This window comes from Cupriavidus sp. 207A1 (genome assembly GCF_057798955.1).
Genome location: NZ_JBYOJO010000019.1, coordinates 80,810 through 95,312, shown reverse-complemented (window position 1 = coordinate 95,312; position 14,503 = coordinate 80,810). Strand labels below are relative to the sequence as shown.

The following is a 14,503-nucleotide window of genomic DNA, read 5'->3' as shown; positions in this document are numbered from 1 at the left end:
CATGCAGGGCGACTTCTGGGTGGTGCGCTGCCGGGCCGCGCTTCTGCCGGCACCGCAAGGGCGCCGTGCGAAGGCGTGTGAAATTTAGTTATGCCGAGGAATCTTAATACATGCTTAGAGAAAGTCCTAGAAACTTGAATTGATGACAGACCTGTACATTCTTTTTTGACGCTCTTGTATCGCTCTGAAGACATGGCTTGCCATAAGCGTTTGCGGGCCGGTCTGGCGTCAAATACCAGTTCCGGTCACGGTATTTCATCCCCCGCTTGGGTGACCTTTGCATGCAATCAGTCCATGCAATTTCCAAATTGGAATAACGAATTTTGGTGACGCGTGCCAATGGCTGGCACCCCTGCGCCGCGATAATTTTCTTAACTCGCACTGCGAAGACACTGAATTGCCTTTTGCGGCGGCTCTGGGCTAACTTACGGCGAGAGTCGGCACGGTTGGCGTCGCGGCTGTGCGACGCCTGGGCCCCGCCGTTGCGAAGCGGAGAGATTCGTGAACAGACGGTATTCGGAAGAACAGATCCGCGGTTATCTCGCCGAGGCAGCCAGCGGCGTGCCGGTGCGCGAGCTGTGCGCGCGCTATGGCTTCAGCGATGCATCGTTCTACGGGTGGCGCAGCCGCTACGGCCAGCCCGGCACCGGCGAAGCGCGGGACGGGCGCAAGCTGCGCGAACTGCAGGAAGAGAATGCCAAGCTGAAGAGTATGCTTGCGGACGCGCTGCTCAAGCTTGAGCTGATGCGCAACCGCACCGGCCGCCGCGGCGGCAATAGCAAGGACCGCTAGCGACGGACGGTTCCCGCAACATGCCCACGGCAGACGGCTCGCCGTGGACGGCTCTGGAGTCATGGGTTTGATGAAGTTTCTGATCAAGGTGGGCATGCTGGCATGCACCGCCATGGCGGCTGCCCCGTTGTGGGCGGCTGGCAATGCCAGTGCGGCTGCGGCCGCAGCCGCCGCTTCGGCGGCCGCTACGCCGATGGTGGCGCCGCCACCGCCGCGGATGCTGGATGAGGCCACCGCGGTGGTGGAAGGGCCTGGCGGCACGCTGTCGGCATCGCAGCGGCAGCACTGCCTGGGCTTGCTCGACCAGATCAACGCACTGCCCGGCGGACCGCAATGGTCCACCGGCAAAGGTTCGGTCACCACGGCTGACGGGCGCACCTACCCGACACTGGAACGGCAGGCGGATCGGAAGCGCCTGGAAGAAGCGTATCGCCAGCAGTGCGCGCAGGAGCGCCGCTGAGCGGTGGCCTGGCGGGGGCGGGCTGTCACTTGCGAACTTGTGGAGTCAACATGCATCGTCTTCAACAGCTTTTCGCATGGTGCCTGGCAATGGTGCTAATGGCTCCGCTGCAGCCCGCGCTGGCGCAAACCACGCTGAGCCAGGCGCAACTGGACCAGCTCACTGCGCCGGTGGCGCTGTATCCCGATGCGCTGTTGTCCCAGGTGCTGATGGCCGCCACCTATCCGGCCGACGTGGCCGCGGCGGCGCAATGGTCCAAGGCCAATCCCAGCCTGTCGGGCGACGCCGCCACCAAGGCGGTGGCCAGCCAGACCTGGGACCCCAGCGTGCAATCGCTGGCCGCCTTCCCGTCGGTGCTCGACATGATGGGCCGCCAGCCGCAATGGGTGCAGTCGATCGGCGATGCCTTCCTGGCGCAGCCCAATGACGTGATGGACTCGGTGCAGCGCTTGCGCTTGCAGGCGCAGAAAGCGGGCACGCTCAAGACCACCGAACAGCAGAAGGTGGTGACCCAGAGTACCGGCGGCACCACCATCGTGCAAATCGAGCCGGCCAATCCGCAAGTGGTCTATGTGCCTGCCTATAACCCGACCACGGTTTACGGCACCTGGCCGTATCCGGCCTATCCGCCGGCGTATTACCCGCCGCCGCCGGGCTCGGTGTTCGCCACGGCGCTGGTGTCGGGCATCGGCTTCGGGTTGGGTGTGGCAGCGGTCGATGCGATGTGGGGCGGATTCAACTGGCACGACCACGATGTCAATATCAACGTGAATCGCTACAACAACATCAATGTCAACCAGCGCCTGGACGTGAACCGTGCCAACGTGAACTGGCAGCACGATCCGGCCCGGCGCGGCAACGTGCCCTACAACAACGCGGCGGTGCGCGGCCGCTATGACCAGCAGCGCCAGGCCGGCCTGGCCAACCGCCAGGCGGGCGCGCAGCCGGGCCAGCGCGTCGGCGGCGCCGGCGCCGTGCAGCGTGAACCGTCGGCGCGTGACCAGGCTCGCGATCGCGCCGCCCGCTCGTTCGAAGGCCGTACCGGCCAGGCGATTCCCGGCCATGCCGGCGGCGTGGCCGGCCGCACCGAGGGCGCGCGGCCGGGCGCGGGCAGTGCCGGCACGCGCAATCCGCGTCCCGCCGGTGCCGAGCACCAGCGCGCCGATCAGGCCGCGGCACGTGACCGTGCGCGCAATGCCAATCGTGACAGCGCACTGCGCGACGCCGGCAACGGCGATCGCATGCGCCAGCAGACGCAGCGCGCCGGGTTTTCCCAGCACCAGGCGGCACCGGTGCGTCCGGCCGGGTTCAACCAGGGCGGCATGCGCCACGGCGGCGGGCCAGGTGGCGGAGGCCGGCTCGGCGGCGGTGAACATTTTGGCCATGGCCGGAGGTAATGCAGATGCGCAAGACCGGTAACCTGATTCCCGCCGTCGCCTTCCTTCGCGGTGCGCGCATGCTGTCGCTGGTGGCTGCGACCCTGGCCCTGTCGCTGGCCGTCCCCGCGGCGGCGCAACAGGTCTTTCCGAGTCCGCAAGCGGCAGCCGACGCGCTCGGCGACGCCATCGCACGCAGCGATGCCGACGCACTGCAGCGTGTGCTTGGCAGGCAATACCAGTTGCTGGTGCCGCAAGGCTCGATCGATCAGGACGACGTCTATGACTTCCTGGGCGCATGGGCGCGCCACCATGCCGTGCAGCCCGAAGGCGACAACCGCGTGCGCATTGCGGTGGGCGAGAGCGGATGGACTTTCCCGGTGCCCCTTGCCCGGCAGAAGGGCGGCTGGCAGTTCGACCTGCCTGCCGGCCAGCAGGAAGTGCGCCGCCGCCGGCTTGGTCGCAACGAACTGGTCACCATGGAAACCCTGCTGCAACTGGCGGACGCCCAGCAGCGCTATGCCGAGCAGGTGGGCCAGGGCCGCTACGCCAGGCGGCTGATCAGCACGCCCGGCAAGACCGACGGACTCTACTGGCCGGCCGACAGCGAGCAGGACGCCAGCCCGCTCGGGCCCGATGCACTGGCGATGGGGCCGGAAACGCCTGCCGCCGACGCGTTCTACGGTTACCACTACCGCATCCTGCCGGCCACCCCGGGTAGCGACGGCGGCTACGGACTGGTCGCATGGCCGGCGCGCTACGGCGATACCGGCGTCCATACCTTCCTGCTTGGAAGCGACCGTGTGTTCTACGAACGGGACCTGGGGTCCGGCACGGCATCGCGCGCCCGGGCCATGCGCAGCTTCTCGCCCCAAGGCTGGAAGCGGGTGGCCGATCGCTGACATCTTCCGCTTGCGCCGCCCGGAAATCATGGGCGGCCGGCGCCCACCGGCATCGTCAAGACTCCGTTTCGTTTTCCCCACTCACAGTCCCCATTGGGGGTGGACGACTCACGTCTATGGTATGCTGCAACGCAACAATAAAGGCATAGGGGGAGATTCCGTCACAAAGGAGTCCTCATGACGAAGAGCCTTGCAGCAGACTGGCATGCTCGCATGCGGCGTTTGAGCCGCGTGCAGAACCGCACGGAAGCCCAGGTGAAATCCTGGCTCCGGCGCATGGATTCGCTCAATCCGCTCACACCGACGCGCCTGCCCGACCCGCCAAGGCCTGCCCGGCCCGCGCGCCCGGTTGCCGATCCCGGCATCCTGCCCGGCAGCTGGCAGGCGCACCGGCTGCGCCTGGCACCCATGCCGGGCGAACTGGTGCCGCAACTGTCTTATCACCTCTACATCCCGTCGAAGGCCCATCGCGGCCCGCTGCCGGTGGTGGTGGCGCTGCATGGCTGTCGCCAGACGCCGGACGAGCTGGCCGCAGGTACGCGCCTAAATGCACTGGCCGAACGCGAAGGCTTTATCGTCGCCTACCCGCAACAGCCATTGCGCCGCCAGGTGCAGCGCTGCTGGCAATGGTTCGACCTCGGCGCGGCCGACGGCGGACGCGAGGCGCAGGCCGTGGCCGCGCTGGTCGACGCGCTGGCGGCGCGCCATGACGTACGCGAGCGCGAGATCTACCTGGCGGGCATGTCCGCCGGCGCGGCCATGGCCGCGGTGGTGGCGCTGCGCTACCCGGACAAGGTGGCCGCCGTGGCGCTCCATTCCGGCGTGGTCATCGGCGCGGCCGGCAACCCCCGCGCTGGCCTGCGCGCGATGCAGGAAGGCTCCGAGGCCGAGCCCGCCTGGCTGCTCGATGCCGCCGGCGTAACACCGGGCGGCTCCGAGATGCCCGCACTGGTGATCCATGGTCTGGCCGATGAAGCGGTGCATCCGGTCAACGGGCGGCTGCTGGCGCGGCAGTTCCTGGCCTACAACGGCCTGGAAGACCGCCTCGCCGGCCGCCCCGCTCGCTTCGATCCGGAAGGCGACATGCCGGGCCGCTCGCATGAATACCGCTTCGGCCGCTGGCAGCGCGACCTGGTGACGCTGGTCGAGGTGGAAGGCCTGGGGCATGCCTGGAGCGGCGGCGACGACCGCTACAGTTACCACAGCGATATCGGGCCGGATGCGAGCGCGATGATGTGGGGGTTTTTTCGGCAGTATCGGCGCTGAGCCGCAGTGCGTGGCAGGCGCCTGAGTTTGTGTCGCCCGGCGTCGCACCGATCGGCACATGGGAAAGCGGACAATGCGAAGCCAAGCCACAATCACCTGCGAACTTCGCTCGCTCGGAGTCCATGCCGGCGACCTTGTGATGGTACATGCCTCGCTAAAGGCCATCGGCCCTATCGACGGAGGCGCTGTTGCCCTTGTGGCAGCACTTCGCGACGCCGTTGGCCCCGAAGGCACGCTGCTAGGTTATGCCTCATGGGATCGGTCTCCCTACGAAGAGACACTGCACGGTGCGAAGATGGACGAACAGCAGCGGCGCAACTGGCCGCCTTTCGATCCTGCAACGGCAGGCACGTATCGCGGCTTCGGCTTGCTCAACCATTATCTCGCCACATCCCCGGGTGCCTTGCGAAGCGGCCATCCGGACGCTTCCATGGTCGCGCTCGGACCACGCGCAAGATTCCTGATCGAGCCACATCGGCTTGGTGAAGCCTTTGGCAAAGGCTCTCCGATCGAGCGCTTTGTTAACGAGGGCGGCAAAGTGCTGCTGCTTGGCGCTGGTCTCGATGCTCTGACCGTCCTGCACTACGCCGAGGCCATTGCCGAGATCCCCGGCAAGCGCCGCGTCACCTATGAGATGCCTCTGCAAGGCGCGGACGGGCAGGCCGTGTGGAAGGCCGCAGAGGACTTTGACTCGAACGGGATTCTGGATTGCTTTGCCATCGAAGGCCAGCCGGACGGTGTAGAAACCATCGCCAGAGCCTATGTTCCCTTAGGCCGGCACACCGAAGGCCAGGTGGGCTGTGCACACTGCTATCTGATCGACGCCCGGGATATCGTGGCGTTCGGCGTCGGCTACCTGGAACAGCACTATTTCGGGCTGTCCGCGAACCGTCGTTCCCGCGTGCGCGGGAATGACGGTAGTGATTGATCCCTTAACAGAACGGCATTTCACCACCCGTCCCGCTTTATCTGCCGCGATGGCCCTATCACTCCGGCGACCGCTCCTTCACAAATAGCGCCGTCACCATCCCCACCACACACAACGCCACCACATAATGCGCCGGCGCCAGCGGGTCGTTCTTCAGCATCAGCGTCACCACCATCGGCGTCAGGCCGCCGAAGATCGCATAGGACACGTTGTACGAGAACGATAGCCCCGAGAACCGCACCTGCGCCGGGAACGCATTGACCAGCACGAACGGCACCGCGCCGATGGTGCCGACCAGGAAGCCCGCCAGCGCGTACAGCGGCAGCAGCAGGTCGGGGCGGGTGAAGATGGTGGTGTAGAACGCGTAGGCGCAGACCGCCAGCAGCAGGCCACCGAAGAACAGCGTGCGGCGCGCGCCGATGCGGTCGGCCAGCGCGCCCGACACGATGCAGCCGACCGTCAGGCACAGCGTGGCGACGCTGTTTGCGACCAGCGCCGTGCGCGCGTCGAAGCCATACAGCTTCTGCAGGAAGGTGGGGGTCATCAGGATCACCACCACGATGCCGGCCGACAGCATCCAGGTCAGCAGCATCGACACCGCGACGCTGCCGCCGTGGTCGCGCATCACCGACTTCAGCGGCATCTCGGCGGCCAGCGCCTTGCGCTGCTGCAGTTCGGCGAACACCGGGGTCTCGTGCAGCCAGCGGCGCAGGTACATCGACGCGATGCCGAACACGCCGCCGATCAGGAAGGGTACGCGCCAGCCGTAGTCGGCCAGTTCGGCCGGGGTGAAGACGGTGTTGATGCCGGTGGCCACCAGCGAGCCGAGCAGGATGCCGGCGGTCAGCCCCGCGGTCAGCGTGCCGCACGCGTAGCCGACATGGCGCGCGGGCACGTGCTCGGAAACGAAGACCCAGGCCCCAGGCACTTCGCCGCCGACGGCCGCGCCTTGCAGGATGCGCAGCACCAGCAGCAGCACCGGCGCGGCCAGTCCGATCGACTGGTAAGTCGGCATCAGGCCCATCAGCAGCGTGGGCACGGACATCAGCAGGATCGACAGTGTGAACATCTTCTTGCGGCCGAGCAGGTCGCCGAAGTGCGCCATGATGATGCCGCCCAGCGGCCGCGCCAGGTAGCCCGCCGCGAAGATGCCGAAGGTCTGCAACTGGCGCAGCCAGTCGGGCACGGACGGCGGGAAGAACAACTGGCCGATCACCGTCGCGAAGAACACGAAGATGATGAAGTCGTAGAATTCGAGCGCGCCGCCGAGGGCGGCAAGGGAAAGCGTCTTGTAATCCTGGCCGGTGAGGGCGCGCGCGCCGGCGCGCGGCGTGCCGACACCCGCGGCGGTACTGCTGGTGGTAGACATGGAATGGACTCGCATGGAAGAGAACGCATGCGAAGCGCGCAGCACGGAATAACGTGATGGGTGTGGCCGGAGGGTACAGCGCGGGAGAGGCAGGCACGGCGCGGCGGGTAAGCCACAGGCTTGCGACGGAACGCTTCGCAAAGGACGTAAAGATACCAGATCGGCGCACGAGCCGTTGAGCGGTCAAAACCGGAAGTGGACCAGCGCCGGTCCGCGGGCGGGTCTGGCCGGGTCTATTTCTTTGCTTTGTCCGAAACCGTTGCCATAATGTCGAAAAATGTGAAATCCGGGGCACAAAGAAGCGTGCAGCGCCGGATTGCGGGGTCGGAATTTCTGGAACGTCATGGCATTCAAGCAATCCATCCAGGTGGCAGCCACGGTGGCTGCCACGCCGCGCGGCCGGCTGGCCGTGCGCATTGCGGGCGGCGTGGCGGCGGCGCTGGCGGTGTTCGGGCTGGCGGGTTATTTCGGTGGCCCGCCGCTGATCAAGTACCTGGTCGAACAGAACGCGACCGCGGCGCTGGGGCGCAAGGTCACGCTGGGGCAGGCCCATGTGCGGCCGTTCGAGCTGGCGGCCACGCTGACCGACCTGACCATCTACGAGCGCGACGGCAAGACGCCGGCGCTGACGCTGGGCGAGGCGCAGGCCAATACCTCGCTGGCCTCGGTCTGGCACCTGGCGCCCGTGGTGGACAACCTGCATGTCGACCGCCTGGCCGTGCACGTGGTGCGAGGCGCCGACGGCCGCATGAGCTTTGCCGATGTGCAGGAAAGGTTCGCGGCGCTGCCGCCCAAGCCGGCCGATGCCAAGCCGGCGCGCTTCTCGGTGAACAACATCGCGGTGACCGGCAGCAGCGTGCGCTATGACGACAAGCTGCTCGACACCACCCTGCGCGTCGACAACCTGACGCTGACGCTGCCGTTCCTGTCCAACCTGCCGCACGACGTCGAGATCGTGACCCGGCCCACGCTGAGCGCGCAGGTCAACGGCACGCCGCTGGCGCTGGACGGCGAGGTGCTGCCCTTTGCCGATTCACGCCAGACCCGGCTCAACATCAACCTCGACGGGCTCGAGGTGGCGCGGATGATGGCGTTCGCGCCGTCGTTGCGCGATGCCGAAGTCAAGTCCGGCAAGCTCGATACGCGGCTGACGGTGGCGTTCCGCCAGCAGCAGGACACGCAGGAGATGGTGGTGCTGGGCACCGCCGCGCTGCGCGAAGCCGACGTGCGCACGCGCGCCGGCCAGCCGCTGATCCGCAGCGGCAAGCTGGCGGTCGATATCGCCAGGCTGGAGCCGCTGGCGCACCGCGCGCAGCTGCGCAGCGTCGAGATCGACGGGCTGGCGGTGGAGGCGGCGCGGCGCGCGGACGGCTCGCTGAACCTGGCCACGGCATTCCTGCCGCAGGCGGTGAGCCGGTCCACCGATGGCGTGGCGCCGGCACCGGCGCCGGCCTCGGCCCCCGTCGCCGCTTCGGCTGCTCCGGCAGCCCCGGCGACGGCCGCGGCCAAGGAAGTGCCGTGGCGCTATGCGGTCGACCGCATCGTGATCAGGCAGGCCCGGGTCGGATTCGAAGATGCGCTGGCGCCATCGGGCCCGGGCAAGCTTGCGCTCGGGCCGCTCGATGCCGAGGTCAAGGGCTTTGCCGGCACCGACGGCGACAAGCCCGTGCGCGTCGAGGCCACGCTGACCGTGGCCGATGGCCAGACCCTGCACCATACCGGCGACCTGCTGCTGCGCGACGGCTCGATGGCCGGCACGCTGGAAACCACCGGGCTGCGCCCGCAGGGCTTTGCCGCCTGGTGGCCGCGCGAGCTGCGCAGCCAGTTCGGCACCACCGCGGTCAATGCGGAGCTGCACTACCGCATGGCCTGGGGCGCGCCGCAGTTCCAGTTCGTGCTGGAAAAATCGCGGCTGGAACTGGCGCCGCTGTACGTCGCCACGCGCGACCCGGTGGTGATGCCGGCGGCCGCCGGACCGCGTGCCAGCGCAGGCGATGCGCATGCCGCGGACCGGCCGCAGGGCGTCGGCCGCCGCCCGCGCGATCGCGCGGGCGACCGCGGCAGCGACCGGGATGGTGCTGCGCTGCCGCTGCTGCAGGCGCAGAAGCTGGTGCTGGACGATATCCAGTTCGACCTCGCCAAACAGACCTTTGCCACCAGCCAGGTGACGCTGGCGCAGCCGCAAATCGCCGCCACGCGCGATCATCGCGGCGAATTGCTCGAGATGGCGCGGCTGTGGGCGAGCGCATCCGCGCAGCAGGCACGCGCCGCACCGCGGCGCACGCCGCAGGCCAGTGCCAATGGTGCCAACGGCGCTGCTGCCGGTGGTGGCTGGAGGGCGAATATCGGCAAGGTCGTGGTGGAAGGCGGCAGCGCCCGCCTCGCGGACTACCAGCCGGCGCAGGCCAACCGCGGCCGCCCGGTGATCCACCAGTTCCGCAATATCGGCCTGAGCACCGGCGCGGTGGCCTGGCCGCTGACGCCGGCGGCGGTGCCGGTCAAGCTGCATGCCGAATCCGGCCGCCATGGCGTGATCGGCATCGATGGCACGGTGTTGCCGGCGCTACCGGCCAGCCGCCTGCAGCTGGACCTGCGCCAGGTCGACGTGAGCCCGTTGCAGCCTTACCTGGCTGACCGCTTCAACGCCGCCCTGCGCAGCGGCACGCTCACGGTCAAGGGCCGGCTCAATGTCGACGCGCCGGCCGGAAAGCCGCTTGCCGCGCATTTCAACGGCAATGTGCAGACCGGCAACGTGCGCACGGTCGACCGCGTCAGCGGCGACGATTTCCTGCGCTGGCGCTCGCTGGCGGTGTCCGGCATCGACTTCGCGATGGACGAGAGCAAGGGACCGATGCGCGTCAGCCTGGGCAATATCGCGCTGTCCGATTTCTACGCCCGCGTGATCCTGAACGCCAACGGCCGCCTGAACCTGCAGGACGTGCTGGCCGGCGGCGCGGAGAAGGGCGAGGCGGCGCCATCCACCAGCCTGACGCAAGCCAACCCGGCCTCGGCGCCGGCCGCGCCGCCGGTGCAGGCCGGCGACACGCGCACCGCACAGGTCGAGCAGAAGCCGGGCGGGCCCAAGCCGCAGATCCGCATCGGCGGGGTTTCGGTCGACAAGGGCAACATCAATTTCTCGGACTTCTTCGTCAAGCCCAACTACACCGCCAACCTGACCGGCATGAAGGGCTCGGTGTCGAAGGTGTCGTCGGGCGATCCCACCCCGGCCGACCTGGTGCTGGACGGCCGCATCGACGACGACGCGCCGGTCAATATCAGCGGCAAGCTCAATCCGCTGGGCGAGCAGCTGTTCCTCGACATTGCCGCCAAGGCTGCGGGCGTCGAGCTGACGCGGCTCACGCCGTATGCCGCCAAGTACGCGGGCTATCCCATCACCAAGGGCAAGCTGACCGTGGACGTGGCCTACAAGATCGAGAACGGCAGGCTCGATGCGCGCAACCACCTGTTCCTCGACCAGCTCACCTTCGGCGAGCGCGTCGATAGCCCCGATGCGACCAAGCTGCCGGTGCTGCTGGCGGTGTCGCTGCTCAAGGACCGCAATGGCGTGATCGATGTGAACCTGCCGGTGTCGGGCTCGCTGTCGGATCCGGAGTTCAGCATCGGCGGCGTGATCGTGCGCGTGATCGTCAACCTGCTGACCAAGGCGATCACCTCGCCGTTCTCGCTGATCGCCTCGGCTTTCGGCGGCAGCGGCGAGGAACTGGGCTATGTCGAGTTCGCGCCCGGCACCGCCACGCTGACCCCGGCGGCCAGGGACAAGATCGCCAAGCTGGGCCAGGCGCTCAATGACCGGCCCTCGCTGCGGCTGGAAATCAGCGGCCGCATCGATCCCGCCACCGATGAAGCCGGCGCGCGCCGCGCCTGGCTGGATGCGCGCGTGGCCGAGCAGAAGCGGCGCGACCTGCGCGACAACGCGCAGGCCGGTGCCGCAGCGGGTGACGACGAGGCCGGCGAGCAGGGCGCCGACGTCAAGGTGTCGAAAGCCGAGTACCCGAAGTACCTGGAGCAGGTCTACAAGCGCACCTCGATGAAGAAGCCGCGCAACTTCGTCGGCTTTGCCAAGACCCTGCCGCCCGAGGAGATGGAAAAACTGCTGATGGCCAACGCCACCGTGACCGAGGCCGACCTCAAGCGCCTGGCCGAGCAGCGCGCGCTGGTGGTCAAGCAGTCGCTCGAACGCGAAGGCAAGGTGCCCGAGAGCCGGCTGTTCCTGACCGCGCCCAAGCTCAGCGCCGAGGGCATCAAGGACAAGGGCACCCCCAACCGCGTGGACTTTTCCATCCGCGGCTAGCGCGGGTGGCGGCGCCGGCACCGCGCGGCGCCGCCATAAGCCCTGCTTGGAAAACCGGTATGATTCGGCCCGGACAATCCGTTCCATCGCCGAATCAGGAGTGAATTTTGCAGCAGGAGCCAATGGAAGCCGCCGTCGCCTACAAGACGTGGGTGTGCGTGATCTGCGGCTGGGTGTACGACGAAGAGCAGGGCTGGCCGGAAGACGGCATTGCCGCCGGCACGCGCTGGGAGGATATCCCCGATGACTGGCGCTGCCCGGAATGCGACGTCGGCAAGGGCGAATTCGCGATGATCGAGCTGTAACGCTGCAGGCACTTCTCAAGAGCTGGAAGGCGCAGCCACCTGGTTTGCCTTCCACGCTGCGAGTTCCGAGGGGCGCAATCCATAGCGGGCCAGCACGCCCTCATGCAACCGCCGGAGCTCATCTATGATCAGCGCTTGCACGTTGTCACGATCGACCTCCGGCACTTTTGCCAGGACGACCTGCCGAATAACGGCCAGCGCATCCTGATCGGGGTGAAGTACGACGTCCCGTATGGATTGTTTGATCACGTCACGCCAGGCAAGGCGGAGCGGATCAGGCTCCGACAGGTCCTGCTTGATGGCAACGTACTCTTGGGTTGAGCGCTCGTAGGCCCAAACGAAGACATCGCGCAGCAATTCGACGCGGGTCATCTCATACACGCCAAGGATGGCGCGACTATAAGCTTGCTCCGGTACATCCAGGAAAGTCAGGGGACAGAGGTTTGCTCGGAACAGCGGCAGATTAGCAATGAGGCGCGACGTGCGTTTGTTGACGTCCGCAAATGGTTGCAGGTATGGCAGGTGCACCAGCACGAAGAATGACTGTTCGAAAGGATCATCGATCTGGTCCGCTTTCCCGAGCAGGACCTCGAGTGCCTCCTCAATTTGCTGTGGTGCTGACAGGGGCCGGTAAACACTTTGGCCAATGTCCACGACATGCTGTCGAATCCGGCCTTCATCGGCGGGGTTGGGTAGCAGGTTCTCCGACAACGCGCTATGCAGGTTCATCAACGTATAACGGTCGAAACCGACCGTACCGATGTTCTCCACCAGCAGTTCGATGGCTGTCTTGTGGTTGAGGATCATCTGTGTTTCGATGGCCGCCTTGCCTTGCGCCGCCTTCCCATGCTCGATCAACTCACGAGTGTCGAGGCGCGAATAGGTATTGCCCTCCAAATGACTCGATGCCCATGACAGGTCGATCAGCAGCCGGTTCAGGATGGCCCTGCTGTAGGTTCCGGCGGGCGCATCAGCTTGCGCCGTCTTGCCCATCTTGTGCAACTGACGCCGGAGCGATTCCGAAAGGTATCGTGTGACGTTGGGCTGATAGGCGTCAAGGAAGTCGCGTTGATAGCCCACGGGCTTGCGTGCTTCCGGAGGCTGATCGATATACGCCGCGATGTCGCGGCTGTCGGCCGAAAGTGGGATGTAATCCGGGAAGCGGTCTCGCTCGGGTAAAGGTGCGGCAGCCTCTGTCGTGCCCGCCCTGAAATAACGACGTGCGCGCCCTTCGCCGATTGCAGTGACTTGTCCGTCCTCGATCCATTGGCTGATCCAGCGTTGGGCGGTCCGTCGAGCAACATCGGGATGCTGTGCCAGCAACTCGGCAAGCATCAACCCGCCAGAGGCGTTCCTGATGCTTTCAAGGAGGGAATGGGCGGTCGACATTGGGGCGTGGCGCAGTTCGCTTGAGCGGTGGCGCGATTGTGGCGCAGTTTTATGAACCGCGCCACAAACTGCGCCAAATATGGCGCAGTTATGTCAACCAAGTGATTCAGGCAATACGTCACCTTCAGCCGTGCCTGCGCGGCGCGTGCCGGCACAGCCCCGCGCGCTGCCGCTGCACCGCGCACCGCCGATACCGCATCCGGTACGGATGGCTGCAGCGCCACAGCGCCCGCCATACGGTAATGCACAGCAGCGCCACCATGATGGCGGCAAGCAGGCCGATCGACATAGCGGGACCTCCTCCCACTACGTGTGACCCGACTCCCGCGGGAGTCAGATCAGCAGCGGTAATGCCTCGAGCACCAGCACCGCGACCAGTGCGCCGATCAGCGCGCCCATGGTGCGGCAACTGATGCGCAGGAACTTCGCGGTTACCGGGATCGAGCCCATGGCGATCACGCCTACCAGCGCCATCGGAATCAGGAATACAAGATCATGCGCGGTGAAGTGCATGGCGGTCTCCTGTCTCTCTTTTGTGATTCCAGTATAGGCAGTGTGTGCCGTATGGACGGTGTGCGCATCGGGATTGTCCCCGATGCGGCGCTTGTGCCGGCGCGCGCAGGTATCGGCGGCCGCACTTGCCTTAGGCGGTCGTTGCGCGACGTACGCAATCCGAGCCTTTTTTCGGCTGGCCGCTCTCGAAGCGCTGAACGCTTGTCCTATGCTGAGCAGAGACGCGGGGCGTGTTTCCCCTTTCGTGCGATGCCCCGCCGACGAGAGAGACGGAGGTGGCTATGGAACTTCACATGCAATCGCACCACTACGTGCGACGACTGCCGGACTGGACCGCGGCAGCGGTGTCCGGGCTGGCGGCGGGCGCGTTGCTGCTGGTGCTGGAACTGTTCTGGTCGTCGATGGTGTCGGGCGTCAACCCCTGGGTGGCCACGCGCATGATCGCGGCGATCGTGATGGGGCCGGAGGTGCTGCAGACCTCGCTGTTCAGCGTCGGTACGGTGGCCGCGGCACTGGTGATCCACTTCGTGCTGGGCGCGGTGCTGGGCATGATCCTCGCGGCGATCCTGGCACCGTTCACGCTCGATTCCAGCCTGGGCCTGGCCATGCTGGCGGGCGCGGTGTTCGGGGTGCTGGTCTACGTCTTCAACTTCTATGTGATGACGCGGGCGTTCCCGTGGTTTGTCGAGGTGCGCGGCTGGCACACCTTCGTCGGGCACCTGATCTTCGGCATCGCGGCGGCGGCGTGCTACTGGAAGCTGGAAAGCAAGGACGTCTCGCACTGAGCGCGAGCCGGCCAGCACGCTGGACCGGCACACAGCAGCTGCGGCGGCGGGGACCCCCGGGTACCCCCCCCCCCTTTTACGTGTGCGGCGCCCATGTGGCATTAGA

Annotated in this window: 13 protein-coding genes; 9 read left to right on the top strand and 4 right to left on the bottom strand. The window is 66.7% G+C overall.

Translation table 11 applies throughout. From position 1 onward, the window contains the following. Positions 1-501 precede the first annotated feature (501 nt). The 6 genes from AC3FMM_RS27670 (at position 502) to aac(3) (ending at position 5,724) form a co-directional block, all read left to right on the top strand. Positions 502-792 carry a transposase gene (locus AC3FMM_RS27670; RefSeq protein WP_172581848.1) on the top strand — a complete coding sequence of 97 codons (291 nt, stop codon included), beginning with the start codon at positions 502-504 and terminating at the stop codon, positions 790-792. 67 nt (positions 793-859) lie between these two features. Then, positions 860-1,252, top strand: a complete 393-nt coding sequence (locus AC3FMM_RS27665; protein WP_488687753.1) for a hypothetical protein — start codon at positions 860-862, stop codon at positions 1,250-1,252. Between the two features lie 50 nt (positions 1,253-1,302). Further along, the gene (locus AC3FMM_RS27660; RefSeq protein WP_488687752.1) at positions 1,303-2,649 is read left to right on the top strand and encodes a DUF3300 domain-containing protein; all 1,347 of its coding nucleotides are present in this window, start codon (positions 1,303-1,305) and stop codon (positions 2,647-2,649) included. Between the two features lie 5 nt (positions 2,650-2,654). Beyond that, positions 2,655-3,530 carry a DUF2950 domain-containing protein gene (locus AC3FMM_RS27655; RefSeq protein WP_488687751.1) on the top strand — a complete coding sequence of 292 codons (876 nt, stop codon included), beginning with the start codon at positions 2,655-2,657 and terminating at the stop codon, positions 3,528-3,530. 177 nt (positions 3,531-3,707) lie between these two features. After that, a complete protein-coding gene (locus AC3FMM_RS27650; RefSeq protein ID WP_115713736.1) occupies positions 3,708-4,796 on the top strand; it encodes an extracellular catalytic domain type 1 short-chain-length polyhydroxyalkanoate depolymerase in 1,089 nt (362 codons plus the stop codon). A gap of 73 nt (positions 4,797-4,869) precedes the next feature. Then, positions 4,870-5,724 (top strand): aminoglycoside 3-N-acetyltransferase, encoded by an 855-nt coding sequence (aac(3), locus tag AC3FMM_RS27645; protein WP_116314098.1) that lies wholly within the window; start codon positions 4,870-4,872, stop codon positions 5,722-5,724. Between the two features lie 58 nt (positions 5,725-5,782). On the opposite strand, the gene AC3FMM_RS27640 is transcribed toward aac(3), so the two are convergent. Continuing rightward, the gene (locus AC3FMM_RS27640) at positions 5,783-7,093 is read right to left on the bottom strand and encodes an MFS transporter (protein ID WP_488687750.1); all 1,311 of its coding nucleotides are present in this window, start codon (positions 7,091-7,093) and stop codon (positions 5,783-5,785) included. 343 nt (positions 7,094-7,436) lie between these two features. Here AC3FMM_RS27640 and AC3FMM_RS27635 point away from each other — a divergent pair, with 343 nt between their 5' ends. Both AC3FMM_RS27635 and AC3FMM_RS27630 read left to right on the top strand, forming a co-directional pair. Continuing rightward, positions 7,437-11,405, top strand: a complete 3,969-nt coding sequence (locus AC3FMM_RS27635) for a DUF748 domain-containing protein (RefSeq protein WP_488687749.1) — start codon at positions 7,437-7,439, stop codon at positions 11,403-11,405. A gap of 107 nt (positions 11,406-11,512) precedes the next feature. Continuing rightward, positions 11,513-11,710: a rubredoxin gene (locus tag AC3FMM_RS27630; RefSeq protein ID WP_115713732.1), complete on the top strand. Its 198-nt coding sequence runs from the start codon at positions 11,513-11,515 to the stop codon at positions 11,708-11,710. 15 nt (positions 11,711-11,725) lie between these two features. Here the strand turns inward: AC3FMM_RS27630 and AC3FMM_RS27625 are convergent, their stop codons facing one another. The 3 genes from AC3FMM_RS27625 to AC3FMM_RS27615 form a co-directional block, all read right to left on the bottom strand. Then, positions 11,726-13,099, bottom strand: coding sequence for a Fic family protein (locus AC3FMM_RS27625; protein WP_115713731.1), 1,374 nt, complete (start codon positions 13,097-13,099; stop codon positions 11,726-11,728). Positions 13,100-13,223: 124 nt separating this feature from the next. Then, positions 13,224-13,388 carry a hypothetical protein gene (locus AC3FMM_RS27620; protein WP_414248656.1) on the bottom strand — a complete coding sequence of 55 codons (165 nt, stop codon included), beginning with the start codon at positions 13,386-13,388 and terminating at the stop codon, positions 13,224-13,226. A 44-nt stretch (positions 13,389-13,432) separates the two neighbouring features. Then, positions 13,433-13,612, bottom strand: coding sequence for a hypothetical protein (locus AC3FMM_RS27615; protein WP_041228702.1), 180 nt, complete (start codon positions 13,610-13,612; stop codon positions 13,433-13,435). 281 nt (positions 13,613-13,893) lie between these two features. Between AC3FMM_RS27615 and AC3FMM_RS27610 the strand changes: the two genes are divergently transcribed. After that, positions 13,894-14,397, top strand: a complete 504-nt coding sequence (locus tag AC3FMM_RS27610) for a hypothetical protein (protein WP_111516864.1) — start codon at positions 13,894-13,896, stop codon at positions 14,395-14,397. Positions 14,398-14,503: the final 106 nt, after the last annotated feature.

What these genes read in the sequence shown, in the direction of transcription:
- AC3FMM_RS27660 (WP_488687752.1), top strand. Translation starts at nt 1,303, where the DNA reads ATGCATCGTCTTCAACAGCTTTTCGCATGGTGCCTGGCAATGGTGCTA.
- AC3FMM_RS27650 (WP_115713736.1), top strand. Translation starts at nt 3,708, where the DNA reads ATGACGAAGAGCCTTGCAGCAGACTGGCATGCTCGCATGCGGCGTTTG.
- AC3FMM_RS27640 (WP_488687750.1), bottom strand. Translation starts at nt 7,093, where the DNA reads ATGTCTACCACCAGCAGTACCGCCGCGGGTGTCGGCACGCCGCGCGCC.
- AC3FMM_RS27620 (WP_414248656.1), bottom strand. Translation starts at nt 13,388, where the DNA reads ATGTCGATCGGCCTGCTTGCCGCCATCATGGTGGCGCTGCTGTGCATT.
- AC3FMM_RS27655 (WP_488687751.1), top strand. Translation starts at nt 2,655, where the DNA reads ATGCGCAAGACCGGTAACCTGATTCCCGCCGTCGCCTTCCTTCGCGGT.
- AC3FMM_RS27625 (WP_115713731.1), bottom strand. Translation starts at nt 13,099, where the DNA reads ATGTCGACCGCCCATTCCCTCCTTGAAAGCATCAGGAACGCCTCTGGC.
- AC3FMM_RS27610 (WP_111516864.1), top strand. Translation starts at nt 13,894, where the DNA reads ATGGAACTTCACATGCAATCGCACCACTACGTGCGACGACTGCCGGAC.
- AC3FMM_RS27615 (WP_041228702.1), bottom strand. Translation starts at nt 13,612, where the DNA reads ATGCACTTCACCGCGCATGATCTTGTATTCCTGATTCCGATGGCGCTG.
- AC3FMM_RS27635 (WP_488687749.1), top strand. Translation starts at nt 7,437, where the DNA reads ATGGCATTCAAGCAATCCATCCAGGTGGCAGCCACGGTGGCTGCCACG.